The sequence below is a fragment of the Acinetobacter sp. GW821-FHT01C12 genome (assembly GCF_059422625.1).
In genome coordinates this window covers 59,589-84,039 of record NZ_JBWKXD010000015.1, presented here as the reverse complement: position 1 = coordinate 84,039, position 24,451 = coordinate 59,589, and the positions used below count along the sequence as shown (strand labels likewise).

24 protein-coding genes and 1 pseudogene are annotated in these 24,451 nt (G+C 37.7%); 18 read left to right on the top strand and 7 right to left on the bottom strand.

All coding sequences use genetic code 11. The features are described from left to right. The first annotated feature begins 278 nt into the window (after positions 1-278). From rimP to AC07WY_RS20620, 8 genes are all read left to right on the top strand, one after another. The gene (gene rimP, locus AC07WY_RS20655; protein WP_004718339.1) at positions 279-803 is read left to right on the top strand and encodes a ribosome maturation factor RimP; all 525 of its coding nucleotides are present in this window, start codon (positions 279-281) and stop codon (positions 801-803) included. 34 nt (positions 804-837) lie between these two features. Continuing rightward, complete coding sequence (gene nusA / locus AC07WY_RS20650) at positions 838-2,322, top strand: transcription termination factor NusA (RefSeq protein WP_004718337.1); 1,485 nt, start codon at positions 838-840, stop codon at positions 2,320-2,322. Between the two features lie 10 nt (positions 2,323-2,332). Then, on the top strand, positions 2,333-5,041 hold the full coding sequence (gene infB / locus AC07WY_RS20645) for a translation initiation factor IF-2 (protein WP_004718332.1): 2,709 nt from the start codon (positions 2,333-2,335) through the stop codon (positions 5,039-5,041). Next, positions 5,041-5,436: a ribosome-binding factor A gene (locus AC07WY_RS20640; RefSeq protein WP_004718330.1), complete on the top strand. Its 396-nt coding sequence runs from the start codon at positions 5,041-5,043 to the stop codon at positions 5,434-5,436. The genes infB and AC07WY_RS20640 overlap by 1 nt, the downstream gene beginning before the upstream one ends. Positions 5,437-5,542: 106 nt before the next feature. Next, positions 5,543-6,367, top strand: coding sequence for a tetratricopeptide repeat protein (locus AC07WY_RS20635; RefSeq protein ID WP_494737027.1), 825 nt, complete (start codon positions 5,543-5,545; stop codon positions 6,365-6,367). Between the two features lie 100 nt (positions 6,368-6,467). Continuing rightward, the gene (locus tag AC07WY_RS20630) at positions 6,468-7,058 is read left to right on the top strand and encodes a LemA family protein (protein ID WP_004718326.1); all 591 of its coding nucleotides are present in this window, start codon (positions 6,468-6,470) and stop codon (positions 7,056-7,058) included. Between the two features lie 82 nt (positions 7,059-7,140). Then, positions 7,141-8,262, top strand: a complete 1,122-nt coding sequence (locus AC07WY_RS20625) for a TPM domain-containing protein (protein WP_494737026.1) — start codon at positions 7,141-7,143, stop codon at positions 8,260-8,262. Next, the gene (locus AC07WY_RS20620) at positions 8,256-8,822 is read left to right on the top strand and encodes a TPM domain-containing protein (protein WP_494737025.1); all 567 of its coding nucleotides are present in this window, start codon (positions 8,256-8,258) and stop codon (positions 8,820-8,822) included. Before AC07WY_RS20625 ends, AC07WY_RS20620 begins: the two co-directional genes overlap by 7 nt. Positions 8,823-9,867: 1,045 nt before the next feature. On the opposite strand, the gene AC07WY_RS20615 is transcribed toward AC07WY_RS20620, so the two are convergent. Next, positions 9,868-10,365 carry a pilin gene (locus tag AC07WY_RS20615; protein ID WP_494737024.1) on the bottom strand — a complete coding sequence of 166 codons (498 nt, stop codon included), beginning with the start codon at positions 10,363-10,365 and terminating at the stop codon, positions 9,868-9,870. 392 nt (positions 10,366-10,757) lie between these two features. On the opposite strand from AC07WY_RS20615, the pseudogene AC07WY_RS20610 reads away from it, so the two are divergent. The 5 genes and pseudogenes from AC07WY_RS20610 to AC07WY_RS20590 all read left to right on the top strand — a co-directional run. Next, positions 10,758-10,830, top strand: a pseudogene (locus AC07WY_RS20610) (pilin); the annotation flags it as partial. A gap of 612 nt (positions 10,831-11,442) precedes the next feature. Continuing rightward, positions 11,443-12,201 carry a spermidine synthase gene (locus AC07WY_RS20605; RefSeq protein ID WP_494737023.1) on the top strand — a complete coding sequence of 253 codons (759 nt, stop codon included), beginning with the start codon at positions 11,443-11,445 and terminating at the stop codon, positions 12,199-12,201. Between the two features lie 190 nt (positions 12,202-12,391). Next, the gene (locus AC07WY_RS20600; protein WP_494737022.1) at positions 12,392-12,820 is read left to right on the top strand and encodes a pilin; all 429 of its coding nucleotides are present in this window, start codon (positions 12,392-12,394) and stop codon (positions 12,818-12,820) included. A 49-nt stretch (positions 12,821-12,869) separates the two neighbouring features. Further along, positions 12,870-13,607 (top strand): TfpX/TfpZ family type IV pilin accessory protein, encoded by a 738-nt coding sequence (tfpZ, locus tag AC07WY_RS20595; RefSeq protein ID WP_494737021.1) that lies wholly within the window; start codon positions 12,870-12,872, stop codon positions 13,605-13,607. A gap of 60 nt (positions 13,608-13,667) precedes the next feature. After that, complete coding sequence (locus tag AC07WY_RS20590) at positions 13,668-15,317, top strand: O-antigen ligase family protein (RefSeq protein ID WP_494737020.1); 1,650 nt, start codon at positions 13,668-13,670, stop codon at positions 15,315-15,317. 113 nt (positions 15,318-15,430) lie between these two features. Here AC07WY_RS20590 and bfr read toward each other — a convergent pair whose 3' ends face one another. From bfr to gmk, 6 genes are all read right to left on the bottom strand, one after another. After that, a complete protein-coding gene (bfr, locus tag AC07WY_RS20585) occupies positions 15,431-15,895 on the bottom strand; it encodes a heteropolymeric bacterioferritin subunit Bfr (RefSeq protein ID WP_494737019.1) in 465 nt (154 codons plus the stop codon). Positions 15,896-16,214: 319 nt separating this feature from the next. Continuing rightward, positions 16,215-16,409, bottom strand: coding sequence for a bacterioferritin-associated ferredoxin (locus tag AC07WY_RS20580; protein WP_004718308.1), 195 nt, complete (start codon positions 16,407-16,409; stop codon positions 16,215-16,217). Positions 16,410-16,596: 187 nt separating this feature from the next. Continuing rightward, entirely contained in the window at positions 16,597-16,980 is a 384-nt protein-coding gene (locus AC07WY_RS20575) for a RidA family protein (protein ID WP_004718306.1), read from the bottom strand. Positions 16,981-17,073: 93 nt separating this feature from the next. Further along, complete coding sequence (locus AC07WY_RS20570; protein WP_096732769.1) at positions 17,074-19,185, bottom strand: RelA/SpoT family protein; 2,112 nt, start codon at positions 19,183-19,185, stop codon at positions 17,074-17,076. A gap of 212 nt (positions 19,186-19,397) precedes the next feature. Further along, complete coding sequence (gene rpoZ, locus AC07WY_RS20565) at positions 19,398-19,679, bottom strand: DNA-directed RNA polymerase subunit omega (RefSeq protein WP_004718302.1); 282 nt, start codon at positions 19,677-19,679, stop codon at positions 19,398-19,400. Between the two features lie 121 nt (positions 19,680-19,800). Then, positions 19,801-20,421, bottom strand: coding sequence for a guanylate kinase (gene gmk, locus AC07WY_RS20560; RefSeq protein WP_034617459.1), 621 nt, complete (start codon positions 20,419-20,421; stop codon positions 19,801-19,803). Positions 20,422-20,555: 134 nt separating this feature from the next. Between gmk and ispH the strand changes: the two genes are divergently transcribed. From ispH to AC07WY_RS20535, 5 genes are all read left to right on the top strand, one after another. Next, positions 20,556-21,506 carry a 4-hydroxy-3-methylbut-2-enyl diphosphate reductase gene (ispH, locus tag AC07WY_RS20555; protein WP_096732771.1) on the top strand — a complete coding sequence of 317 codons (951 nt, stop codon included), beginning with the start codon at positions 20,556-20,558 and terminating at the stop codon, positions 21,504-21,506. Positions 21,507-21,646: 140 nt separating this feature from the next. Further along, positions 21,647-22,135, top strand: coding sequence for a prepilin-type N-terminal cleavage/methylation domain-containing protein (locus AC07WY_RS20550; protein WP_494737018.1), 489 nt, complete (start codon positions 21,647-21,649; stop codon positions 22,133-22,135). Beyond that, entirely contained in the window at positions 22,129-22,626 is a 498-nt protein-coding gene (gene pilV, locus AC07WY_RS20545; RefSeq protein WP_494737017.1) for a type IV pilus modification protein PilV, read from the top strand. The genes AC07WY_RS20550 and pilV overlap by 7 nt, the downstream gene beginning before the upstream one ends. A gap of 1 nt (position 22,627) precedes the next feature. Beyond that, entirely contained in the window at positions 22,628-23,668 is a 1,041-nt protein-coding gene (locus tag AC07WY_RS20540) for a PilW family protein (RefSeq protein WP_494737016.1), read from the top strand. After that, the gene (locus tag AC07WY_RS20535; RefSeq protein WP_494737015.1) at positions 23,665-24,438 is read left to right on the top strand and encodes a pilus assembly PilX family protein; all 774 of its coding nucleotides are present in this window, start codon (positions 23,665-23,667) and stop codon (positions 24,436-24,438) included. Before AC07WY_RS20540 ends, AC07WY_RS20535 begins: the two co-directional genes overlap by 4 nt. The last annotated feature ends 13 nt before the right edge of the window (positions 24,439-24,451 follow it).

Here is a 24,451-nt window from a genome sequence, read left to right as displayed (position 1 = left end):
GCGGGATGGAGCAGTCTGGTAGCTCGTCGGGCTCATAACCCGAAGGTCGTTGGTTCAAATCCAGCTCCCGCTACCAAGTTTCTAAAAGGGCTCACAGATAGGTGGGTCTTTTTTGCATAGTGAACTTCGGTTTACTGTGCGATAATAGGGGCGATTACGCCCTTTTTTATTGGCTATCGTGTAGTGTGGACATCAATTGGTCAAAAAGACATGCTTCACTATAGTAAGTTTGAATTAGTCCGATGAGCGATTGAATCGCACAAATATGACGAGAGTAAATGAAGCTATCAAATAAAACTCAAGCACTTCAAGATCTAATCACTCCTGCAGTGCAAGCTTGTGATGTAGAACTTTGGGGAATCGAATTTATTCCTCAAGGTAAGCGTTCTTTATTGCGTATTTATATCGACAAAGACGTTGTGGAAAATGCTGAACCAACAATCAATGAAGATGGTGAAGCAGAATTGGGTCGTGGTATTGGCGTACAAGATTGTGTACGTGTGACTCAGCAAGTCGGTGCAATATTAGATGTACATGATCCAATTTCAGGTGAATATGCTTTAGAAGTATCATCACCAGGTTGGGATCGCCCATTCTTCCAGTTGGCACAGTTAGAAAAATACATCGGACAACAAGTTGCATTGCGTTTGATTGCTGCAGTTGAAAATCGCCGTAAATTCCAAGCAAAATTAATTGCTGTAGATTTAGAAAATGAATTCATTCAAGTCGAAGTTGAAAAACAGCAAGTACTTGAGATCGATAGCAACAATATAGACAAAGCGAATTTGATCTTTCAGGATTAATCCAGAAATAGAAATCTGAATAAATAGGTGACTTATGGCTCGTGAAATTCTCACCGTCGTTGAAACGGTTAGTAATGAGAAAGGTGTAAGTCGTGAAGCAATTTTTGAAGCGCTTGAACAGGCTTTAGTTGCAGCGACGAAAAAGAAATTCTACGAAGGAACGAATTCGGAAGAAGCTCAGTTACGTGTAGAAATTGACCGTAAAACAGGTGATTACAGCACTTTCCGTCAGTGGGAAGTTGTTGCTGATGAAGATCATGAAATGCCAGCATGTCAAGATGCGATTTCTGATGTTGATCCTGCTCAATGGTCAATTGGTGATATCCGTGAGTTAGAAGTACCATCAATTGATTTTGGTCGTATTGCAGCGCAGATTGCCAAACAAGTCATTGTGCAAAAAATTCGCGAAGCTGAACGTGCTTTAGTGGCGGATGCTTATGAAGCTAAAGTCGGTGAATTGATCTATGGTGAAGTGAAAAAACAAACCAAAGATGGTTTCATCATTGACTTGGGTGATAATGCAGAAGCGTATTTAGCGCGTGAAGAAATGATTCCTAAAGAAATTCTGCGCCCTAAACAGCGTATGAATGCAATTCTTTACAATGTGAACCGTGAAGGTCGTGGTGCACAACTCTTGTTGTCACGTGCTAAACCTGAAATGCTGATTGCATTAATGAAAAAAGAAATTCCTGAAATTTCTGAAGAAATCATTGAAATTAAAGCAGCAGCGCGTCAACCGGGTGTACGTGCAAAAATTGCAGTTAAAACCAACGATCATCGTATTGACCCAGTCGGTGCATGTATTGGTATGCGTGGTACACGTATCCAAGCGGTACAGTCTGAGTTAAATGGTGAACGTATCGATGTTGTGGTGTGGTCTGATGATCCTGCTCAATATATCGCCAGTGCTTTAGAGCCTGCGGATGTATCTGGGATTGTGATTGATGAAGATGCGCGTACAGCAGACATTATTTTTGCAACCAGCGATCAACTTGCGCGAGCAATTGGTTCACAAGGTCAAAACGTCCGTTTAGCATCAGAGCTTACGGGCTATAAATTAGATATGATGCTTGAAGATGAGTACCGTGCTCGTCAACAAAATGAAGCTCAACAGTATTTAGACATGTTTGTAACACGTCTTGATATTGAAGAAGATCTTGCAATGGCTTTAGTAGAAATGGGCTTTACCTCACTTGAGGAAATCGCTTATGTGCCTGCGGAAACTTTCGATGAAATCGAATTAGATGCAGATACAGTTGAATTGCTACAAAGTCGTGCAAAAGAAGCAGCTTTAGCTGATGCGTTAAAGCAACAAGAAGATATTCAGGACCCAAGTCCAGAACTTGTTGCGATGGAAGGAATGACTTCTGAAATTGCGCATGCTTTAGCAGCACGTGGTGTGGTAACAATCGATGACTTAGCTGACCAAGCAACGGATGATATCTCTGATATCGACGGTTTAGGCGCTGAGAAAGCAGGTCAATTGATTATGAAAGCACGTGAATCATGGTTTAACTAGGAGGTAATACATGACGGATAAGTCAATTCAAGAGTTAGCGGTCAGCGTAGGACTTCCTGTTGCAAAGCTCCTTGATCAGGTGCGTGAAGCTGGATTGCCACAAAAACAGGCTGAAGATAAAATTTCTACTGAACAGCAAGATGTTCTCGTGAACCATTTGAAAAAAGCGCATGGTCAAGATACGGGACAAGCAGGACAAATCACGTTGAAACGTAAAACGACAAGTACAGCTAAAGTTGCGAGTACTTCAGGTAAAGCGAAGACAATTAACGTAGAAGTTCGTAAGAAACATACGTTTACTAAGCCAGACCCTGAACAAATCAAAGCAGAAGCTTTGGCGAAAGCTCAAGCAAATGCTCAAGTGACATCAACTCAAAAAGTACAGCAAAATACTGTAGTGAGTGGAGTTGAAAAAACTGAAAGTTCAGCGAAAGCGAATTTAGAAAAAATGCGTGCTGCTGCAAAACAGCAAACTGCTGCGAAAGAAACACCAAAAGCAGCTGTTGTTGTAAAGCGTAAATCGACCAATAAGCCGATTACCAAAGCAACCGTAAAAACCATTGAAACCCCTGAGCAGAAACGTGCCCGTGAAGCTCAAGCAGCACAACTGAAAGCGACTGAAGAAGCAGCTCGTCGTAAGTCAGCAGAAGAAGCTCAACAACGTACCCTTGAGCAAATGCGTCAAATGGCGTCTAAGTATTCTTCTGATGAAACAACGACAACGATTCGTGTCGTTGATGATTCACCGTTGGCTGCTGGTTTGGTTGGTCAAGCATATGAAGATTCATTTGCAAAAGAAGACCGTGAAATCAAACGTGGTACCAATACTGCAAATACACGTTCTCCTAAAAAAGGTGGTCGTCGTGGTCAGGAAGAGCAATCTTTCAGCCATAACCCGCATAAACGTGGTTTAAAAACCAGTCAAGCCAATAAACATGGTTTTGAAAAACCAGTCAAAAAGCAAGTTTATGACGTTGAAATTGGTGAAACCATTGTTGTTGCAGATCTTGCAGCAAAAATGGCAGTTAAAGTTCGTGAAGTGATTAAATCACTCATGAAAATGGGTGAGCTTGTTACTCAGAACCAAGCCATTGAGCAAGAAATTGCAGCATTGATTGTTGAAGAAATGGGTCACAACCCAGTACGTGTATCTGATACACAAGCTGAAGATAACTTACTTGAAGCAGCAGAAGAAGCGCGTGGTGCACAAACAACACGTGCGCCAGTTGTAACGATCATGGGTCACGTTGACCATGGTAAGACATCGTTACTTGATCGTATTCGTCGTGCCAAAGTTGCACAAGGCGAAGCGGGCGGGATTACACAGCATATTGGTGCTTATCACGTTAAAACGGATAAAGGAATTATTACTTTCCTTGATACGCCTGGACATGCTGCATTTACTGCAATGCGTTCACGTGGTGCTAAAGCGACTGATATCGTGGTACTTGTTGTTGCAGCGGATGATGGTGTAATGCCACAAACTGCGGAAGCAATTGACCATGCGCGTGCTGCGGGTACTCCAATTATTGTTGCAATCAATAAAATGGATAAAGAATCAGCTGATCCAGATCGCGTATTGAATGAATTGACAACCAAAGAAATCGTGCCTGAACAATGGGGTGGTGATGTACCAGTTGCAATGGTTTCAGCACATTCTGGTCAAGGTATCGACGAACTTCTAGATTTGATTTCAATTCAAGCTGAAATGTTAGAGTTGAAAGCATCTGAAGAAGGTGCTGCTCAAGGTGTTGTTATTGAAGCACGTGTAGACAATAGCCGTGGTGCGGTAACGTCTATTCTTGTTCAAAACGGTACACTGAAAGTAGGTGACTTGGTTCTTGCGGGTGCATCTTACGGTCGTGTTCGTGCGATGACCGATGAGAATGGTCAACGTATTCAATCTGCAGGTCCTTCAATTCCAGTTGAAATTTTAGGTCTTCCAGAAGCGCCAATGGCGGGTGATGAAGTTCTTGTTGTTAATGACGAGAAAAAAGCACGTGAAGTTGCCGATGCGCGTATGGATCGTGAGCGTCAAAAACGTCTTGAACGTCAAAGCGCAATGCGTCTTGAGAACATTATGGCATCAATGGGCAAAAAAGATGTGCCAATTGTAAATGTTGTTCTTAAAACTGATGTACGTGGTACCTTGGAAGCGTTACATGTTGCACTTGCTGATCTTGCAACTGACGAAGTTAAAGTACGTGTCATTGGTTCAGGCGTGGGTGCAATCACTGAGTCTGATGTGACGCTTGCTGAATCTTCAGAAGCGGTACTTCTTGGTTTTAACGTGCGTGCAGACAATACCGCACGTCAAAAAGCAGATGCAGATGGTATCGACATTCGTTACTACTCAATCATCTATCAACTTATTGATGATGTGAAAGCAGCAATGAGCGGAAAACTTGCTCCTGAACACCGTGAAACAATTCTGGGTGTTGCAGAAGTTCGTGAAGTATTCCACTCAAGTAAGTTTGGTGCTGCTGCGGGTTGTATGGTACTCGAAGGTGTATTACATCGTAATAAACCAATCCGTGTACTACGTGATGATGTTGTGGTATTCCAAGGCGAGCTTGAATCTCTTCGTCGCTATAAAGAAGTGGTTGAAGAAGTTCGCGCTGGTATGGAATGTGGTCTTGCAGTAAAAGGTTATAAAGACATCAAAGCACTTGATAAAATCGAAGTGTATGATGTTCAGTTGATTAAACGGAGTCTTTAATGGCGGGTAGTCAACGTCTTAAGCGTATGGCAGATACAGTACAACGTGAGTTGTCAGAACTGATCCGCCAAGAGCTGAAAGATCCACGCTTAGGTGGTCTAGTGACCATCTCTGCGGTGAAAGTCAGTCCAGATCTAGGTTATGCGGAAGTTTACGTTACCGTGATGGGGCGTGAACTTGGCGATGAGCAAAGTGAAGCGGCAAATAAAGAAACGTTAGATGTTTTAAATAAAGCATCTGGTTTTTTACGCCACGAATTAGGTCGTCGTATTAAAACTCGTGTAACTCCGCGTTTGCGCTTTCATTATGATAAAACCAATGCCTATGGTAACTATATGTTTGGTCTAATCGCAGAAGCTGTGAAAGATTTACCTGAGCAAAAAGACGAAGAATAAAAGTAATTGAAATAAGAAGCCACCTTAGGGTGGCTTTTTTATGCATTTAAAATATGCTTAAATCCTTAGTTAAAATTTTTTAAATAATCAAAATGAGAATAACAAGATGAAGCTAAAACTTTATATCCCTGTGATTGGGCTGTCCGTGATCTCTGTTACAGCCCATGCCTGTATCAATACTTATGCTTTTGAGTTGGGTTATGGCGGATTAGATCAAAAAACTGCTCAAAAGCAGCTGGCGCAAGGTCATTTACCTAAAACCAAATCTGTTGAGGATTTAAATGATTATGGTGTTTTGCTGATTTATGCACATCAATACGATCAAGCGATTCAAATATTTAAACAAATTGAAAAAACCCATCCAAATCTTGCTAAAACCGCTGCGAACTTAGGGACAGCATATGAACTGGCTGGGCAGTCTGAAAAAGCAAAATATTGGATTGAACAGGGTATGCAACGTGATCCAAATCTTCATCAGGGCAGTGAATGGATTCATGTTAAAATTTTAGATGCGAAAATCCAACAACAAAAAGATTCTACATGGATTCAACATCACGATGTTTTAGGGTTGGATTTTGGTCAAGCAGCCGAACCAAAGGCAAAGGTTAAAACTGTACAATTTCAAAAACAACATTATGATTTAAATAGAATCTTATTTGATAGCCAAATTCAAATGGATCAACGGTTAAGGTTTGTAGATCGTGATCCAATCACTGCGCAAATTATATTTAATATGGCCAATATTGAAATGCTGAATTATAACTTGGCGGATAAAACAGTAGATTTGCTTTATCGGCGTGCTCAAGATATCGGCTATCTCAACCCGAAATTAATTGAGACACGTTTAGATTATTTTCAACATTCTAAATGGTTTCGCTTTAAGGCATTTTTTGTCAATATCTATCAAACATTCAAAAATTTAATTGTATGATCATTGGCTAGGTAGCAGAAATTAAACAAAACTTTGCCTTAAACTGTATAGAATGCAGAGATATCAACAAATACAAATAAATATCTCTGAGGAATTGGCAATGAATTCAATGAAAAAAGGTTTAGTTGCACTTACATTGGCAAGTACTTTGGCTTTTTCAGGTTGTGGCTATAACACTTTGCAAGCCAAAGATGAGTCAGTAAATGCGGCATGGTCAGAAGTTGAAAACCAATATCAACGTCGAGCAGATTTAGTGCCTAACCTGGTCAATGTCGTCAAAGGTTATGCAACCCATGAAGAAAAAGTTTTAACTGAAGTGACTGAGGCGCGTGCCAATGTTGCAGGTTTAAAAGTAGATAAAGAAGTATTGAACGATCCTGAATTGTTTAAAAAATACCAAGAAGCACAATCACAAATGACGGGTGCATTATCTCGTCTTTTAGCAGTGACAGAAAATTATCCAGATTTAAAAGCCAATGAACAATTCCGTGATCTACAGGTTCAACTAGAAGGTACGGAAAACCGTATCAGTACTGCACGTACACGTTATGTAGAATCTGTCCAAGATTACAACACTTATGTACGTCAATTCCCTCAAGCAATGACTGCTAAAGTGATTGGTATGAAAGCCAAACCAAACTTTAGTGCAGAAGCGGGTGCATCTAAAGCGCCAACAGTTAATTTTAATTAATGATGTGATTTCATTTCACTGTCTTTAAAGCATGCTGAAAAAGATAGGCTAAGAATATTCATTATTAAATAAAAGGTGACCTATGATTGAATGGCGAGAAAAATCAGTGATGAAAAACATGAGTACAATATTATTTGTATTTCTAGGACTGATGCTTTCTGTTCAATCAAGTGTCTGGGCTGAAACTGCGACAGCCACAGATGAGCAAGAGGCACAAGATGCGATTGTTTTGGGCAAAGTGCTACCCAATACCAATTTACCCAATGTGATTGGTTCAAAACCATTAGATACTCAAAAACAAACGCCAACTACACAACAAGCCCCTCAAAGTCCCGTACAAAACGTACCCCCAGTCGCCAATGATATGGCAGAGGGTGAAACTACTCGAAATATTCCCACACTGAATCAGCCTGTCGTTGATCAAGCTAAAGTTTTATCTGCAGCTGAAAAGCAAAATTTAGAACAACAAATTCGTGATATATATCGCCAAGGCAAAGCGCAAATCGGCATTATTATTGTCCCAACCACGGGGCAAGAAGGTATTTTTGATTTCGCAATGCGTGTTGCTGAGCAATGGAAGTTAGGTTCAGCAAAACAAGACAATGGTTTATTGATTGCAGTCGCAGTCAATGATCAAAAAATTCATATTGCAACAGGTTATGGTTTAGAAGGTGTACTTCCTGACATTATGGTCAGTCGAATTATACGCAATCAAATCACCCCTGATTTTAAACAGGGGCAATATGCTCAGGGTTTACAGGCGGGTGTCAATGAGATTGAGCGTATTTTAAATCTTGACCCTGAAATTGCCAAACAAGCCGCAGATGAGCTAAAAGCGCGGCAAACCCAAGCACTGCAAGAACAAGAGGCCAAGGATCGAACCTTAACCACTGCAATGGTGATTTTGGTGATAGGTATCTTTGCATCATTTATTGTCGGTAATCGTTTAAGTGCAGCAGTTGCGGGTGTGACAGCGACCGCTGCAGGTCTTATTTATGGTTCAGGGATTGTGATGAGTCTGGTTTTGGGTTTTGGTATATTCTTCTTGTTGATTACATCATTGGCACAACTCATTTTCCAAATGTTTCTATCAGGCGGTGGGCGTGGTAGAGGGGGCGGGGGCGGTGGCGGTTTCGGCGGCGGTGGCGGTTATAGTGGCGGCGGTGGTGGTTTCGGCGGTGGAGGAGCATCAGGCTCATGGTAACAAAAACAGATACAACAGCAATTGTGACTGAACCGAAGTTACAGGAGCAGGTACAACCCAGCTTAAAACGTTGGTTAAAACACGTTTTATATATGCCTGCGTCAAAACGCTATTTTTCAAAGCAAGATCAACAAGCCATTGCACAAACTGTAAAGCAAGCAGAACAAGGTCATGTCGGTGAAATACAAGTGGTGATTGAGGGACATATTCCAAGTCATCAGGCGTATCACCAAAACACACGTCTCAGAGCACAGCAATTGTTTGCTGAATTGGGCGTGTGGGATACCGAATATAATAGCGGTGTTTTGCTGTATTTAAACTTATGTGAAAAAACTGTAGAAATTGTGATAGATCGTGGTATTTATCAAGCAACAACGCAACAAATATGGCAACAGATTTGCGATGTGATGATTTCAGAGTTAAAAAACAAAAATTATCGAACTGCGGTTACTAATGGTGTCTTAGAAATTGGTCAAATTTTAAATTCATTTTATGGTAACCAATATCGTCAGCTGGATAATGTTAATGAGTTAACTAATCATCCAATCATTGTGAATTAATCTGGTTTTCTGGTGACAATAAACGTCACTTTTTTACGTATAATTACGTAAAAATATAAGGGGTACAAAAAACCTTGTAAAGCATTATATTCTCTCTAAAATCAAAGAGTCTCGATTGGTTGCTGATTTTTCCACAAAAAACAGCCACATAAATTGCTCTAAAAGCTATAAAAATTTTTAAGACATTGGAGAAATGTTATGAATGCTCAAAAAGGTATTACCCTGATTGATGCTACATAAGTGTCCATACAAAATGAACAATCAATAATTAAGTCAATATGGACATTATAAAATACTCACAAACCATATCTTACTATCGAGTACAAATATTTCCTTGCTCTTCTTTTACTTATTTAAACACAAAAAAGACTTAGTTAAATATTCAGATGATTCATCAATTTCTCAAATTACCTCAAACCAAAAAATCCAAACAGAATTGCAAAAGCTGTTGAGGTATGATTATCAAAAATTTTGAAAATTACTAAGCCCCTTATTTACTGAGAATACATGAGGCTTTGGATTACCGTAACATGAAGTATCTGAAGAAATATTTCAGCCTTTGAAAGCCAAAGGGGAGTTATTCAATAGCTTAAAGCTAGTGGTAGTACAGTTCGATTGAGAAGAGCTACCATGTTGCGCTTGTAGGGGTAATTGAGCTAGCTGCAGAAGGTATAGGATAAAAATTTAACTCCACTAAAAGAAACGAAGCTTCGCCAAAAATACTCATCTTCTTCTTGTGTCAGGTTAGATTGTACATAAGTATAAAAGGTTCGATCCAATTCTTTTTTATTGTAATGATAAATTGTTTGTTTAGAAATTCTTGGTCAACTATAGTTAAAAGGGCGGATGTTAGTTGTAAATCTTCTCGATTTCTAGTGTGAACAGTGTCATCACCAAAACTTAAATCCTCTAACGAGATTTTTTCCTGTATCCCATTTTGGGTGAGTATATTATTCATATTTTCAAGTAGGTTCATTTCCTTATGCTTAAAATTTTAAACATAAAAACGCCTAGTATTCTAGGCGTTTTTATTAAGGTGATTTAATTACATAGGACAGCTATTTGGAGCAAGCTTTGATTCAAAACTTGCAGATGCACAAGTCCAGTTACCATCAACATCACGACTCCATGTAATTGTACCTGGAGTTTGAGTAAGTGTAGCTGCTGCATTATTACCAAATGTTGCAGTAATAGTAGCAGCACCAGTACTCAAAATTTCTACTACAGGTGCACCAGTGCCAGTAGGAGGTGTTGCGATTGTTGGTGCTGAGTTAGTACCAGTATTAGATTGTAAATTTGAATAAGTCGCGCCTGGATCACATTCAGTACTTGCAACTGTAGCACTTGTTGCTAACGTCATACGACCATTGTTAACACAGTCATCAATAGCTGTCTTTAAAGCTCCAGCTTCTCCAATCACACGTGTGACTTGTGATTTAGCAATATAGTTTTGATAAGCAGGAATCGCAATCGCAGCAAGAATACCGATAATCGCAACCACAATCATCAACTCTATAAGCGTAAAGCCCTTTTGAGCATTCATAACATTTCTCCAATGTTTTTAAATTTTTTATAGCTTTAATAAGCAATTTTAATTAAGGACATTGAGTATATAAAATCAACGGCCATTACAAACATTTTTGATTTTAGTTCTAATTTTTTTTTTTACAATATTTATTTTATTTTATGTTTTTTTGCAAGACTTTATGTAATAAAGTGACAAATATTGTCAGTTTTCTTATGCTATTAGCAGATGTATTAAAAATACAAAAATAGAATTCTTCGTAATATAAAATTTTTTGATCATGGGCAAAGTGGTAAAATGTCTTTTTAAATAAATGTACATATGGATAAGATGCATGGAGCTAGATAACAAGATAATTCAGATGGTTATAAAATGTCTATAGAAAGTAACTTATTGAATGAGTCGAATTAATGATTACAGTTGCGATTGTCGGTATTCTTGCTGCGATTGCGATTCCTGCTTATCAAAACTATATTATCCGCATACAGGTAGTATATGTAATGAGTGAAGTTGGTAAAAATCAAAACAGCTATAGATAATTGTTTATTAAATGGTAAATAACTCTTAGAGCTGTTGCAATTGAACGCCAATTAGATGTAAAGGGTTCTAATAATTTTGAATGGTGATAAACAAGATGGTTCATCGGTTATTGATACTGCTGCAACAATTCTCGCTACATTTGATAACTCTGCAGCAACAGATGTGAAAAAGTATCCTTTAATATACTGATATAGATTTGTACTGTTGATGGTACATAGTCTTGTATTACAATTGCTTAAGTCTAATATCGCCTAGGTGGTTGCTAAGCTTCTTCTTAATTTAGATTTATGAATTAAGCTGAGTAAATAAAATTGATAATGGGCTTGTATTGTGTCTTATTCTTTACTTAGGCAGAGTTTAAAAAAGGTATTGATCTTCAAAATTCTAAAAATGTAATTGCTTTAATTGAACATGATTTTACTTATAATATTATTACCAAATATTTTTCTTTATTTAAAAAATAGCTGTAAAACTGATAAATATCCTATAGAAAATAAACATGGGTTTATTAATGTTTTTTAAGATAAAGATGATAAAATTGTTTTTGGTGCTAATGTGTATGATGGAAAATTAAATACAAATATATTTCATAATTCAAATGGTATTGATCGTGCTTATTTATTACCTTTACTTAAACCTGACGCTGAAAATATTTTAGTTATTGGTTTGAGTACAGGTTCATGGGTGAAAGTTCTTAGCATGATGCCAAATATTAAAAAAATTACGGTTATCGAAATTAACCCAGCATATATTGAACTCATTAAATATGACCCAATCGTATCTGATATATTAAAGGACAAGAGAATTGAAATTGTTTTTGACGATGGGAGAAAATGGGTTAAAAAGAACAATAATAAGAAATATGATATTATTCTTATGAATACGACATGGCACTGGCGTGCTTATGCTTCAAACCTTCTTAGCAAGAATTTTTTAAGTACCCTGAAAAATGTTATGCATCAAGATAGTATTTTATTTTATAATACGACTCAATCAGCTGATGCTTATTTTACTGCTTCGAAGACTTATCCTTATGTTTATAAATATAAGTTTATGCTATTGAGTTCAATGAGACCGATTAAATTAGAAAAAAATGAGCGCATTCAAGAAAATTTATGTAAATTGGTTAGGTACTCTAATCAAATTCCTATATTTAGCACTCGTGAAGAATGTTCTATTGCAGCAAATATAATTTTAAATACACCTCTTATTTCTTATGAAAATATTATTTTTTCTGAATTCTCTAATCATGAGCCTGAAATTATTACTGACGATAATATGGTTACTGAGTATAAGTATGGTAAAGGTTTGTAATTATGTGTTTTATCTTAAATGTAATAGCTCGCATTTTTTATTTAAAGTTAATGATTAAAAATGGGAGTTTTACCAAAAAATGCTTATAAATATAATTATTGTCACATATTAACAATTTTATTTGAATAGGTAAAAAAAATTTCTTTTATAATTGATAAGAAAATATAATAAAAAAAAGTGAGCTTTTATTATGAAGAAAGTTACAGGTTTTACTCTTATTGAATTAACCATTGTTGTGGCAATTGTTGGTATTCTGGCAGCAATTGCATTATTGCAATACCAAAGTTTTGTGGTGAGGTCTCAACTTACCAGTGCAGTTGCGGAGTTAAATGGTGCAAGACCACAATATGAGTTAATTATGAATGATGGGTCTGCTTCAAATAGTACTGCTTTTACTGTAGCAAATATGTTTTTTTCAACATCTTCACAATTTTGTACTTATGCTGTTTCAGCGCCTGTCGCTGGTGTAGGGAATCCTGCACTAGAATGTAAATTAACTCAGGTTGCTTCTGCTATAAAAGGCGAGTCTGTATTTCTAAACAGGGATGTTAGTGGAAAGTGGAGTTGCAGTACCTCTGCTGGAATTTCGAATAAATTTAAACCAGTTGATTGTATTTAGGTTTTTAGGATACTAAAATTCAGTTGCATAATTTTGGTCGCATATAAAAATGTCAAAACGTATAAAGTTCTTTTTAGGTCATTTAACCATTTCTATCGCGATTGCGCTATTTTTTATCGCGCTCGTATTTTTTGTTTGGTATCCAGCACCACTTGCCAAAGCAGTGGGTGTGACTCAAATATTTCTAATGCTGATCGCAATTGATGTGATTATTGGGCCATTTTTGACATTGTTGGTCTATAAAGAGGGTAAAAAAACCTTAAAAATGGACTTAACAATCATCATTGTTATCCAAGTTGCAGCACTAAGCTATGGGCTTTTTAATATTGCTCAAGGGCGACCTGCATGGATTGTATATGACAATGCAGGTCGTTTTGATCTGGTTAGAAATAATGAGATCGAAACAGGAAAAATTGAGCAAGCTAAACCAGCGTACCAAAAAGCGAGTTGGTTAAAACCTCAAATTGTTGCATTGGAAAAAGAAAAGACTGTAGCCGCTCAAAATAAAAGATTATTTGACGACTTTAGTCATGGTGTAGTGCCGACAATGCATCCTGAGCGTTATACACAATTGAGTCATGCTAAATTTGATTTACAGCAAAACTCTGAAAAAATTGATGTTTTAGAAAATTATAATTCTAAAGGTGATGTGGAAAAGATTCTACATCAATATCCGACAGCAAATGCATGGCTTCCACTAAAAACAACGGCTGTTGATATGGTTGTACTGATCAATAAAGAAAAAGGTGAGGTTGTTAAAATTGTCGATTTAAGACCTTGGAAATAAATACTTAGATTTTTTAAAACTGAGCTTATAATAGGCTCAGTTTTTCTGTTCACTTTTCCTATGAAAGTCATTCCTTATCTTCTTTCTGCCGTATTGCTTTTACTTGCGTGGCTTTTACCTATTCATAAAATGCCATGGACAACCTTTGGTAGTGAAGCACTTACTTTTCTATCGGCTTTGGTGCTACTCAGTGCTTTTCTAAATAAAGATTTAAAAATTCCAAAACCGCAAGTGCTTATATTGCCTGTATTAGCAATTCCATCGATACAATGGGGCTTTGGCGAGATTTTGTATTTAAGCAATGCATTGCTTTGTACCGCCTATATTGCGATGTTTTGGTTGATGCTAATTGTTGGTTATAACTTGGCAGTAGGTGAAAAGGGACAAAGAGAACAAGTCTTTAAAGTATTTAGCCTTGTGGTTTTTACGGGTGCGATACTTTCAAGTTTTATTGCAATGACCCAGTGGTTAGGCGTAAACGAATATTTTAGACCATTGGTCAATCTGCTAAATGGTAATCGTCCCTATGCAAACTTTGCCCAGCCGAATAATCTGGCGACGTTTATGTGTATGGGGGTATTTGCATGTTTATATTTTTATGAAAAGAAGATACTGCCAAATTACATACTCGGACCCTCAACTTTTATTTTTCTATTGACCATTGCATTGACCCAATCTCGTACGGCTTGGGTGGTGTGTTTGTTTACATTGATTTATTTGACGATCAAGCAATTTGGTCAAACTAAACGCTTTGGGTTTGTAAAATTGCTCGCATGGTCTGGTGTGTTTATTGCGTTGATTACATGCTTGCCAATGCTGAATCAATGGATTGCATCTGTATCAACTCAAGATGTAGCACAAGCAGATTCAGTGGTCGAGCGAGCAACATCAGGTTATCTCCGTTTAGATATGTGGAATCAAGCCCTAGTCGCGATTTCAGAAAAGCCGTGGTTTGGGTATGGTTGGAATCAAACAGGGATGGCGCAAATCGCTGCTTTTGATTTATATCCATCACATGAATGGTATAAAACGGCACATAATGTGATTTTGGATTTACTGATTTGGAATGGTATCACGATTGGTGGATTGATTATTGTTTATATGGCATGTTGGTTGTATTGGTTAAATAAAGGCATTAAAGATACGGTTTCAATTGCAGCAGGATTAATGGTCTGTGCCATTTTGATTCATGCTCTATTGGAATACCCAATTCACTATGCATATTTCTTGCTCCCTTTAGGTTTCTTATTGGGGATCATCCAAGCACAATATCCTCGTTTGCCTACAATGAATTTAAAGTCTTCAGTTACAGTAAGTATTATTGTGATTGGTTTGGTCTTGGTGGGAGTGATTTATCGAGACTATATTTTATACCGTCAACAAAGTGTATTTGTAAATAAGAAAACACCGTTAAGTGCTTCACAGCAAGCAGTGATGAATCAAGATATTTTGTTACTGACGCAATTTAAAGAACGTGTATGGTGGATTGGCTTTAATCCATATAGCAAAATGTCAGATCAGCAGTTGCAATATATGGGGCGTATGGTAGCAAACTTAGCTTCAGCCTATGATATTCAGAAATATGCACAGGTTTTGGCTTTTAATGGTAAAAAAGTTGAAGCTGAACATCAGTTATGGATTCTGAATACACTACATGGGCAAGAGAAATCATATCAGGAGCTATTACCTGTATCTGCTGTAGGGAAATAATACCATTTCATAAAAGTGAATTTTGATGATTGTAAATTTTGCATCGCCACATTTCGAAATAAAATAAAAAATCCCCCAATAAATTGGGGGATTTTTTTAATGATATTTAAAAATTATAGTTGGCTTTGAATATAATTTTCGATACCGACACTTTCACTTAGATCCAATTGGGTGGTTGTCCAATCCCAAAACTCTTCTTCTTTCTCAAGAATTTCTTGAACAAGATCACGAGTCACATAATCTAAGTTACTTTCAGCGAGTGCAACAGCTGTTTTTAATGCATCAATGTTTTCTTTTACTTTACGTACATCGCAGTTTAAAACTTCAGCTGTATGCTGGCCAATGTATAGCTTGCCTAAATGTTGAAGGTTCGGTAAACCTTCCAAGAAAAGAATACGTTCAATGATCTTATCTGCATGCTTCATTTGGCGAATAGATTCTTTGTATTCAGCAGAACCAAGTTTCTCGATTCCCCAATCATTAAACATACGCGAGTGTAAAAAGTATTGGTTAATCGCAGTCAAATGATGATAAAGCACTTGATTGAGTTGATTAATGACGTCTCGATTGCCTTGCATATGGTTAAAACTCCATTCTAATTTTTTACCTTAACGTGAATTTAAACTGAGTCATTGAAATTTAATGATTAAGGTAATTTGATATGGCTCTATATTAATCAACTTTTTGCAGGGTTACGAGTAGTTTATGGAACGGCAAATGAAAATCGCAATCAAAAACAATAGGGATGTCGTTTTGGCTAAAAGAGATTGATTGAAAAAAACGAACCCGCTTTGAGTCGAAGCGGGGGAGGAGAATGATCTGGGGATCATTAAAAAACTTATTTATTGTCGTTATAAATCTGAACTTATTTTTATGTTTGAATTTTTGGATCAAAAGCTACGCGGCAACAGAAATACGTGCTGCAATCAGGGATAGCTCTTCATTGATAATGCTTTTTGCTTCAGGGGCACAGCGACCACAGCACGTGCCTAAGTCTAATAATTCACGTACTTCACGGTAGCTCTCTGCACCATTTGCCATTGCATCTTTGATATCTTGATCTGTAATACCACGACATAAACAAACGTACATGAAACTCAACCCTAAGGTTAAATGCGATATCTAATATTATTGATAATTGTTATCATTTGTCAATGAAATTCATTTGAAATCTCATTAATCTTTATTGGCTTTTTGAATAAAAAAATACCACCTGATCGGTAGTATTTAATTTTATTTTTTAAATTATTTAAAATCAAACAATTAGTTTGGGCTGCTATTATTGAGGAATAATCACAATACCATCCATTTCAACCAATGCATTTTTAGGTAAAGAGGCAACACCTAATGCTGCACGTGCAGGATAAGGTTGAGCAAAGTATTCACCCATGATCTGGTTGACCAATTGAAAATTGGATAAATCGGTAAGAAAAATATTGAGCTTTGCAATATCTGCTAAAGAACCGCCTGCAGCTTCACAGACTGCTTTTAAATTATCAAAAACACGTCGAATTTGTGCTTCAATGCCTTCAACCAATTCCATACTATATGGATCTAAGCCAATTTGCCCTGAAAGATATAATGTGTTGTCTACTAAAATGGCTTGTGAATAAGTACCAATTGCAGCAGGGGCATTTTCAGTATGGATCACTTGGCGGGACATTGATTTCTCCTTGATTTCAAATCATTTCATCATAAAGCATGAATGGCATGCAAAGTGCATCGAAGATTATCGATAAACATTACAGGTCTTAATTTAGCACGCTTTTGCTTTTAGCGTCTCATTAATTGAAACTGGCATAGACATTCGACTAATTCGAGGGAAACCAAATTGCATACGTAATTCACGAATGATTTGCGCAATTTGTTTGCGATTATTCACCACGATATTCACATAGGTTTTATCTTCATGAGAGCGTACTGATTCAACCCCAGTTTTTGCTTTACGACATAAGTAAATCAATTCTGAAATTTGCTCATCGGTTAAAATAAGATCAATACTCAAATAAGCATTAAAGTTCACATCTTCTTCTTCTTCCGATGTCCATTGTAAGGACATGATATTTTCAGGATGTAAATGTTGTTCATGCAATAAGTTATGACAGCGTGCACGATGCACAATTAAGCCACGACGGGATAAATGTCCTTGAATAGGATCTCCCAAGACTGGGTTACAACAGTGTGCATATTTTACATCGACACCATCTGTACCTTGGATGAGGCGATTTGAAGCATGTTCTTCAGTGGCTTTAGATTGGGCAAATAAATGGTTAGCGACCAGTTGTGGTAGTAGGTCTCCCACTGCAATTTGCTCAAATAAAGTGTCTTTATCGGGCACATGACGCCACTCTAATAGATCTTTCCAATCCGCTTCGGATAAGTCTTTGGTTGAGCGATTAAACAGTTTTAAAGCACGATTGAGCGCTTGTTGCCCCACTAGGCGTTGTTCATCTGGATCTTGATCTCGCAAGATATTTTGAATCGCACGGCGCGCTTTTTGGGTATTAATAAAACTTAACCAGTCTGGGTTTGGGGTTGCCAATACATCGGTAATGACTTCGACCACCTGACCACTCACCAAAGGAGTTGAAAGCGGTTTAATTTCACCATTAATTTTGGCACCCACCGCATGGTTGCCTAAAAATAAACTCGCTGAATAAGCAAAATCTACTGCTGTGGCGCCTTGTGGTAATTCATGTAGCTGTCCATGTGGGGTGTAGACCCAGATCTTTTCTTGATGTAAATAATCAAGTAGATCGCTAAATGTGGTTTTTGCACATTCACCACCGACAAGAAGATCTAAATTCTTCATCGATGCTTGGATCGCAGAACGACAAGCTTGTGGCGCATTTTCACCGAGGACCACACCAAAGCGTGCAGCTTTACGCATCAACTCGGTTTGAATGGTTAAGGACAACGTGGTACGTTCACCTTTGAGTTTGATCATTAAAGACTGATTTCCGCCTGGTAATGGGCGACGGATATGGTCTTCATAATCGATGACTTGAAAATTTTCACGTAAGGCATCGACCAAACGGTCACAATCCGCAATGCTTTGTAAAACGATTTCAAAAGCATGGCTATGGGTGAGCTCTTGTAAGTCGATTTCATTTTTTACAAAGTGGCGTAAGAGTTCGATATTGTTGTTTTTCTTTTTGATGCGCCCTTGAATATTATAATTATTGAGCAACTCAGCTAAATTTTGTTCCCAAACCGATTGATATTTACAGCGCTCTGGTTTGGTTTTGAGTAAATTTTCTTGTACATCATTGTACATATCGAGATCTAGATTTTGATAGCACAGATGTTCTAAGTTATCTGCCATCTCGTTCATACCGACAAGCCGTGCCATAGGAACAAAGATATCAAAAGTTTCTTGTGCGATACGTGCACGTTTATCGGGCCGTAAAGCGCCTAGAGTCGTCATATTATGATAACGATCGGCGAGTTTGATAATAATGACACGCGGGTCTTGTAAAGTGGCTTGAAGAATTTTACGGAAAGACGCAGCTTTATTATATTCTTTATCGCTGGAATGACTGAGTTTAGTGACCCCATCGACCAATTCAGCCACGGTTTTACCAAATTTTTCAGTGATATCTTCTTTGGTGAAATCTGTATCTTCAATCACATCGTGCAATAAGGCTGCCATGAGCGTTTCGGCATCCATACGCATATGTGCCAAGATACAACTCACCGCAATCGGGTGTAAAATATAGGGTTCACCACTTTTACGTGTAATACCATCATGCGCAATATCAGCATAATCACAAGCCACAAGTACTCGCTCGACATCACTTGGTTTTAAGTACGCGTCGATAATTACATTCAACTGTTGCTTGGATTGGCTGACCTGTTGGCCTGGCATAGAACACCTATCTTAAATTACAAATTTGAAATATTTTTCCTAATGCTTTAATGAAAAGCATATTGAGCCGCTTGTCAATTTCTAGACATCAAATATATCTATTTTTTTTAACAAATATTTTGAATTTTGTCGATTGATTGGCAAAACTTTTTGCAAAATAATTGAAATAAAAAAGCCTAGTTGAAAAACTAGGCTTTTTATAGAGGCTTTGCCTATTGGAAAGAAAAACCTTCAAGATTAAGATTGTTTGCTGATAAAGCAAGGTCAAGACTAGACGTTTGGTAATCTTGATCACGTTGCTTCAAGATATCTTTAGTCACATGACCAATCGCAATTTCACGTAATGCAACAACAGTCGGCTTGTCATTGTCCCACTCAACAGTTGGTTCAATGCCTTGGCGTGCCAATTGACGCGCGCGTTTGCTTGCCACTAGTACAAGCTCAAAGCGGTTGTCTACATGGTCTAAACAATCTTCAACGGTTACGCGTGCCATAAGAATTCTCGTTTGAATACAAATTTTTTAAATAGACTGTGCAGTATAAAATGCTTTCATCATAGACTCAAGTTTTAATCGAAGCTTATTTAGAAAGCATTTAGATCATAAGTAATTAGATCTAAGATTGTGGTGTAATCAGTTTGGTAATTAAAGCCTGATGACGATTTGCCTGTTGATCTATTTTTAAGCGATTGGCATTAATAACAGATTCCAAATCATGTAATGCTTTATTGAAATCATCATTGATGATGATGTATTCAAAGTTGACATATTGTTGCATGTCTTCTACAGCACAACTTAAACGATGTTCAATGACTTCAACAGAGTCAGTGCCACGATTTGAGAGACGTTGACGTAAGTCAAACTGCGTTGGAGGAAGAATGAAAATTTGTTTAGATTCAGGAAAAAGTTTACGAACTTGCTCAGCACCTTGCCAATCGATCTCAAGTAGCACATCATGGCCTTTCGCCAATTGGTCTTTTACAGTTGCTTGCGCAGTACCATAATAATTACCAAAAACTTCTGCATACTCAATAAAACCACCTTGATTGACTTGATCGAGAAAGTTTTCTTTAGAGGTAAAATGATAATGAACACCGTCGAGTTCGCCAGGTCGCTGACCACGAGTCGTATGTGAAACAGAAACGTGTAAATTGCTCACACGCTCAAGTAGCGCTTTAACGAGAGATGTTTTGCCTGTTCCTGATGCCGCAGAAACGACAAACAATAGACCCGACATGATATTTTTCCTGATATGATAAAATATCTTCTCTATTTTAGAGTAGAGCGAAGACAAACAAAACTGTTTTTACACATTGTTTGTGTTTAATCGATAAAATATATCCAACCATTGAAGTGAGCATTGAGGGTTTTATGGAAATTGTATTGGCTAATCCGCGTGGATTTTGTGCAGGTGTAGATCGTGCAATTGCCATCGTCAATCGTGCGCTTGAATGTTTTAATCCACCTATTTATGTCCGTCATGAAGTGGTTCATAACAAATTTGTGGTTGACGATTTACGTCAGCGCGGTGCGATTTTTGTGGATGAATTGGATGAAGTGCCTGACGATAATATTGTTATTTTTAGTGCACATGGTGTATCAAAGGCTGTTCAACAAGAAGCAGAACGTCGTGGTTTAAAAGTATTTGATGCAACTTGTCCATTGGTCACCAAAGTACATATTGAGGTCACGAAATATGCACGTGAAGGAACCGAAGCAATTTTGATTGGTCATGAGGGTCACCCTGAGGTTGAAGGGACTATGGGACAGTATGACAAAAAGAATGGCGGTGAAATTTATCTGGTTGAAGATGAAGAAGATGTCGCTTCATTAACAGTACATCATCCTGAAAAAATAGCATTTGTGACCCAAACAACCTTATCTATAGATGATACGGCCAAAGTAATTGATGCTTTGCGAAATAAATTCCCTCAGATTCAAGGACCTCGTAAAGATGATATTTGCTATGCCACGCAAAACCGCCAAGATGCTGTACGTGATTTAGCAACACAATGTGATGTGGTGTTGGTGGTTGGCTCTCCAAACTCATCGAATTCGAATCGGTTACGTGAGTTGGCTGAACGGATGGGGAAACATGCTTATCTGATCGACAACGCAGATGAATTAAAGCAGGAGTGGTTTAACGTCAATCATAAGATCGGCGTTACAGCAGGGGCATCTGCACCTGAGATTTTAATTAAGCAAGTGATTCAACGCTTACAGGACTGGGGTGCAACAGCACCACAAGAATTAAATGGTCGTGAGGAAAACATCACATTTAGTTTACCAAAAGAGCTACGGATTCATGTAACGCAAGCTTAAATTTAAACTTTATTTTTTAAGCAGATAGCTGAGATTTCAGTTATCTGCTTTTTTATGCCTTTTATCCAACTTGTATTGGTTTTGTAAGTATTTAAGTTATGATTTTTAATAGGGTAGCATTTTGTTGCAATGGGGGCGCAATGCAAAAAAATCGAGGATTCACCTTAATTGAGTTGATGGTGACGATTGCTGTTTTGGCGGTTATTGCAATGATGGCAGTACCTTCTTTTGGAGATATGTTTCAGCGACAGAATTTGAATAAAAGTACGCAAGAGTTAATTCTAATTTTAAATAAAGCAAGATCTACTGCTGTTCTTGAGCGTAGAGTAATTGAGGTTAAACTTGCAAACATTTCGACAACAGATCAAGTTGTGGATACTGTGAATAAGGTTAATTGGTCTCCTTCTGGTAAATCCGTTTTAAAAACAGGTTCGGTAGATTCTATCTTTTTTGGTATTTCAGGAGGAGTTTTCATAAAGGATCCAAGTGATGCTACGCTTAAGATTCCTGCAAATGAAGATACAGTTTTTACGGTATGCAACACTTATATTAATAATGACAAAAATGCAAAAAAGATAACTGTTTCTAGAATGGGAACGATTCAGCCAACGATAGAGGGGACATGCTAATGAAATATCAAAAAGGTATTGGCATGATGGAGATATTGGTTGCTTTATTAATTTTAGCAATCGGCGTTTTAGGATTTGTTGCTTTGCAATACCGGGCCTTGGAGGCATCATCTGAAAGTACTTATCGCGTACAAGCAGTCACGATTGCAAGAGACTTAGCCGAACGTATACGGGTAAATCGTAATGCTTTTTCCGTTTATAAAACTGAACTAAGCACAGCTACTAATCAGAAAGACTATAAAACTAACTGCCTAACAGCAAATTGTTCAGATACCGATTTGGCGGATTTTGATGTTTCTCAAGTTACCACGAGAGCTGCGGTATTTGGTATGACGATGAATATTATGAATTGTCAAAATACCAACAATAGAAGTTGTATTTATGTGGCGTGGGGAGATTCAAGCGCAACGGATGGCAGTAGTTCTGGTGATTGTACGAACGGCAATGCCTATAATGCGAATTCTACCTGTATAATTATGGAGACCTATTAAAATGATAAATCAAAAGGGCTTCACATTAATTGAGTTAATGATTTCAATAACATTGGGCTTGATTATTTCAGCTGCTGCGGTTCTCTTGTTTATGACAGGACAAAAAAGTTTGTCCATGCAACAAAGTGTGTCTGATCTTCAAGATAATGCAAATTTTGGCTTAAATTATATTACAAAAGATCTTCGTTTGATGAATCTAAATAGTACCAAAGCAATTATGGATGATCAGACAGTTTTGGGGGGGATTGTTCTCACATCTTCTGTTAACCCTGTGAATATTGGAACTAAAGCAGCGCCTATCAATGTCAGTAATTTAAGCGCTTCGATTAAAGGAAAAACAGCTGGATTAAACTTTTTATCACGGAGCGCAGGGTTTACTGCTGGAACATCCCCAGAGTGGTCTGGGGCATCCAATGTACAAGTGGGTGGTAGTGATCAACCAAGTGATCAATTGACAATCCAATATATGCCGCAGTACAGAATTGAGGAGCGCGGAACCGGAAAAGTTCAAACTTATGTTGGAGGTTTTGATTGTGAAGGGAATGAATTGGCTTTTCCTGTAACATCAGGTCGTTACATGGTCGTGCAGCGCTATTTTTTAAGAGCAGATGTAAATAAAAATGCCAATGAACCCAATCAAACTCTTGCTTTAGCCTGTGATGCTGGAACTTACCCAGAAACAGGAAGTCCAGCTGCAATCACTGATTTTGGCGATGCAGGTGAAATTGTAATGAAACGCGTTGATCATTTAAGAATTCTTCTGGGAGTTCAAAATGATAGTGGGCGTCGTTATATGTCTATTAAAGAATATATGGATGCTGCCGCTCCACATCCCAGAATTGTGTCTATTCAGTTTGGAATATTAGCACGTTCATTACAGTCAGTAAGTGAAACGAAAATGATTAAAGATGACCAAACATTTGTCGTTTTAGATCAGACTGTAACAGTTAAAACGCCAAAAACGTCTTCGCCCAAATACGTAAGGCAGGTTATTTCACAGACTATTGCACTACGTAATGCAATAGGGGAGCGTGGCGAATGAAAAAGTATCAAACTGGTGCGACATTAATTCTCGTTTTAATCTTTCTTGTTGCGATGACGATTATTGGTACTTTGGCAATTCGTCAGAGTATGGTTTCTTTAAGCATTGCAACAAATAGTCAAGTGCAACAGCTATTAACACAAAATTCAGATGCAGCACTTTACAAAGCTGAAAATCCAAGCGATTTAGCATATAGCTTAAGCCCAGCGGGATTATTTGGTTATATCAATAATGCTAAAGACAAAAATAAAGAATTAGTTTTTTGCTTTCGTGGGGATCAAACTCAGTTCTTTAGTATTAGCCAAGCGAGCTTAATGCAATGGAAAGAAGGCTCAAGTGGACTAACGAATAATAGTTTGGGAACAAGAGGCTATTGTGATACATCAGCAAACAGTACTACCAACTGGTTTACCAGTGGTCGAAGAGCGGTTTTAACACAGGTTTCTGTTAAGTTTCCAACAGACAGTAGTTTAGATAACCCTTTTTATGATCGTGCACGAGGTAGTGACTCGCAAAAGGGACAGATCGAAGAAGCCAAGCGGGTGAAAATTTTTGCAGTGTCTATTATGCCATCACTATCCAAAGCTTCTCGTACAGATATCAATAATTGTTTAACGGGGCGAATGAATCAAGTTACTGTCCCAGAAGATAAAGACCCATCTACTTTAACTGCAGATCAAAAAATTGATATAACAGCTTGTTTAACCCGATTAAATGTGCCTTTCACCACGCAAGTGAGTGAGTACACGATTACCCAGGATTTCACTTAAGTGGGAGTACAGA

Bases quoted from the DNA above. Each gene is read 5' to 3' on its own strand.
- rimP (WP_004718339.1), top strand. From the start codon at position 279: ATGAAGCTATCAAATAAAACTCAAGCACTTCAAGATCTAATCACTCCT.
- nusA (WP_004718337.1), top strand. From the start codon at position 838: ATGGCTCGTGAAATTCTCACCGTCGTTGAAACGGTTAGTAATGAGAAA.
- infB (WP_004718332.1), top strand. From the start codon at position 2,333: ATGACGGATAAGTCAATTCAAGAGTTAGCGGTCAGCGTAGGACTTCCT.
- AC07WY_RS20640 (WP_004718330.1), top strand. From the start codon at position 5,041: ATGGCGGGTAGTCAACGTCTTAAGCGTATGGCAGATACAGTACAACGT.
- AC07WY_RS20635 (WP_494737027.1), top strand. From the start codon at position 5,543: ATGAAGCTAAAACTTTATATCCCTGTGATTGGGCTGTCCGTGATCTCT.
- AC07WY_RS20630 (WP_004718326.1), top strand. From the start codon at position 6,468: ATGAATTCAATGAAAAAAGGTTTAGTTGCACTTACATTGGCAAGTACT.
- AC07WY_RS20625 (WP_494737026.1), top strand. From the start codon at position 7,141: ATGATTGAATGGCGAGAAAAATCAGTGATGAAAAACATGAGTACAATA.
- AC07WY_RS20620 (WP_494737025.1), top strand. From the start codon at position 8,256: ATGGTAACAAAAACAGATACAACAGCAATTGTGACTGAACCGAAGTTA.
- AC07WY_RS20615 (WP_494737024.1), bottom strand. From the start codon at position 10,365: ATGAATGCTCAAAAGGGCTTTACGCTTATAGAGTTGATGATTGTGGTT.
- AC07WY_RS20600 (WP_494737022.1), top strand. From the start codon at position 12,392: ATGAAGAAAGTTACAGGTTTTACTCTTATTGAATTAACCATTGTTGTG.
- tfpZ (WP_494737021.1), top strand. From the start codon at position 12,870: ATGTCAAAACGTATAAAGTTCTTTTTAGGTCATTTAACCATTTCTATC.
- AC07WY_RS20590 (WP_494737020.1), top strand. From the start codon at position 13,668: ATGAAAGTCATTCCTTATCTTCTTTCTGCCGTATTGCTTTTACTTGCG.
- bfr (WP_494737019.1), bottom strand. From the start codon at position 15,895: ATGCAAGGCAATCGAGACGTCATTAATCAACTCAATCAAGTGCTTTAT.
- AC07WY_RS20580 (WP_004718308.1), bottom strand. From the start codon at position 16,409: ATGTACGTTTGTTTATGTCGTGGTATTACAGATCAAGATATCAAAGAT.
- AC07WY_RS20575 (WP_004718306.1), bottom strand. From the start codon at position 16,980: ATGTCCCGCCAAGTGATCCATACTGAAAATGCCCCTGCTGCAATTGGT.
- AC07WY_RS20570 (WP_096732769.1), bottom strand. From the start codon at position 19,185: ATGCCAGGCCAACAGGTCAGCCAATCCAAGCAACAGTTGAATGTAATT.
- rpoZ (WP_004718302.1), bottom strand. From the start codon at position 19,679: ATGGCACGCGTAACCGTTGAAGATTGTTTAGACCATGTAGACAACCGC.
- gmk (WP_034617459.1), bottom strand. From the start codon at position 20,421: ATGTCGGGTCTATTGTTTGTCGTTTCTGCGGCATCAGGAACAGGCAAA.
- ispH (WP_096732771.1), top strand. From the start codon at position 20,556: ATGGAAATTGTATTGGCTAATCCGCGTGGATTTTGTGCAGGTGTAGAT.
- AC07WY_RS20550 (WP_494737018.1), top strand. From the start codon at position 21,647: ATGCAAAAAAATCGAGGATTCACCTTAATTGAGTTGATGGTGACGATT.
- pilV (WP_494737017.1), top strand. From the start codon at position 22,129: ATGCTAATGAAATATCAAAAAGGTATTGGCATGATGGAGATATTGGTT.
- AC07WY_RS20540 (WP_494737016.1), top strand. From the start codon at position 22,628: ATGATAAATCAAAAGGGCTTCACATTAATTGAGTTAATGATTTCAATA.
- AC07WY_RS20535 (WP_494737015.1), top strand. From the start codon at position 23,665: ATGAAAAAGTATCAAACTGGTGCGACATTAATTCTCGTTTTAATCTTT.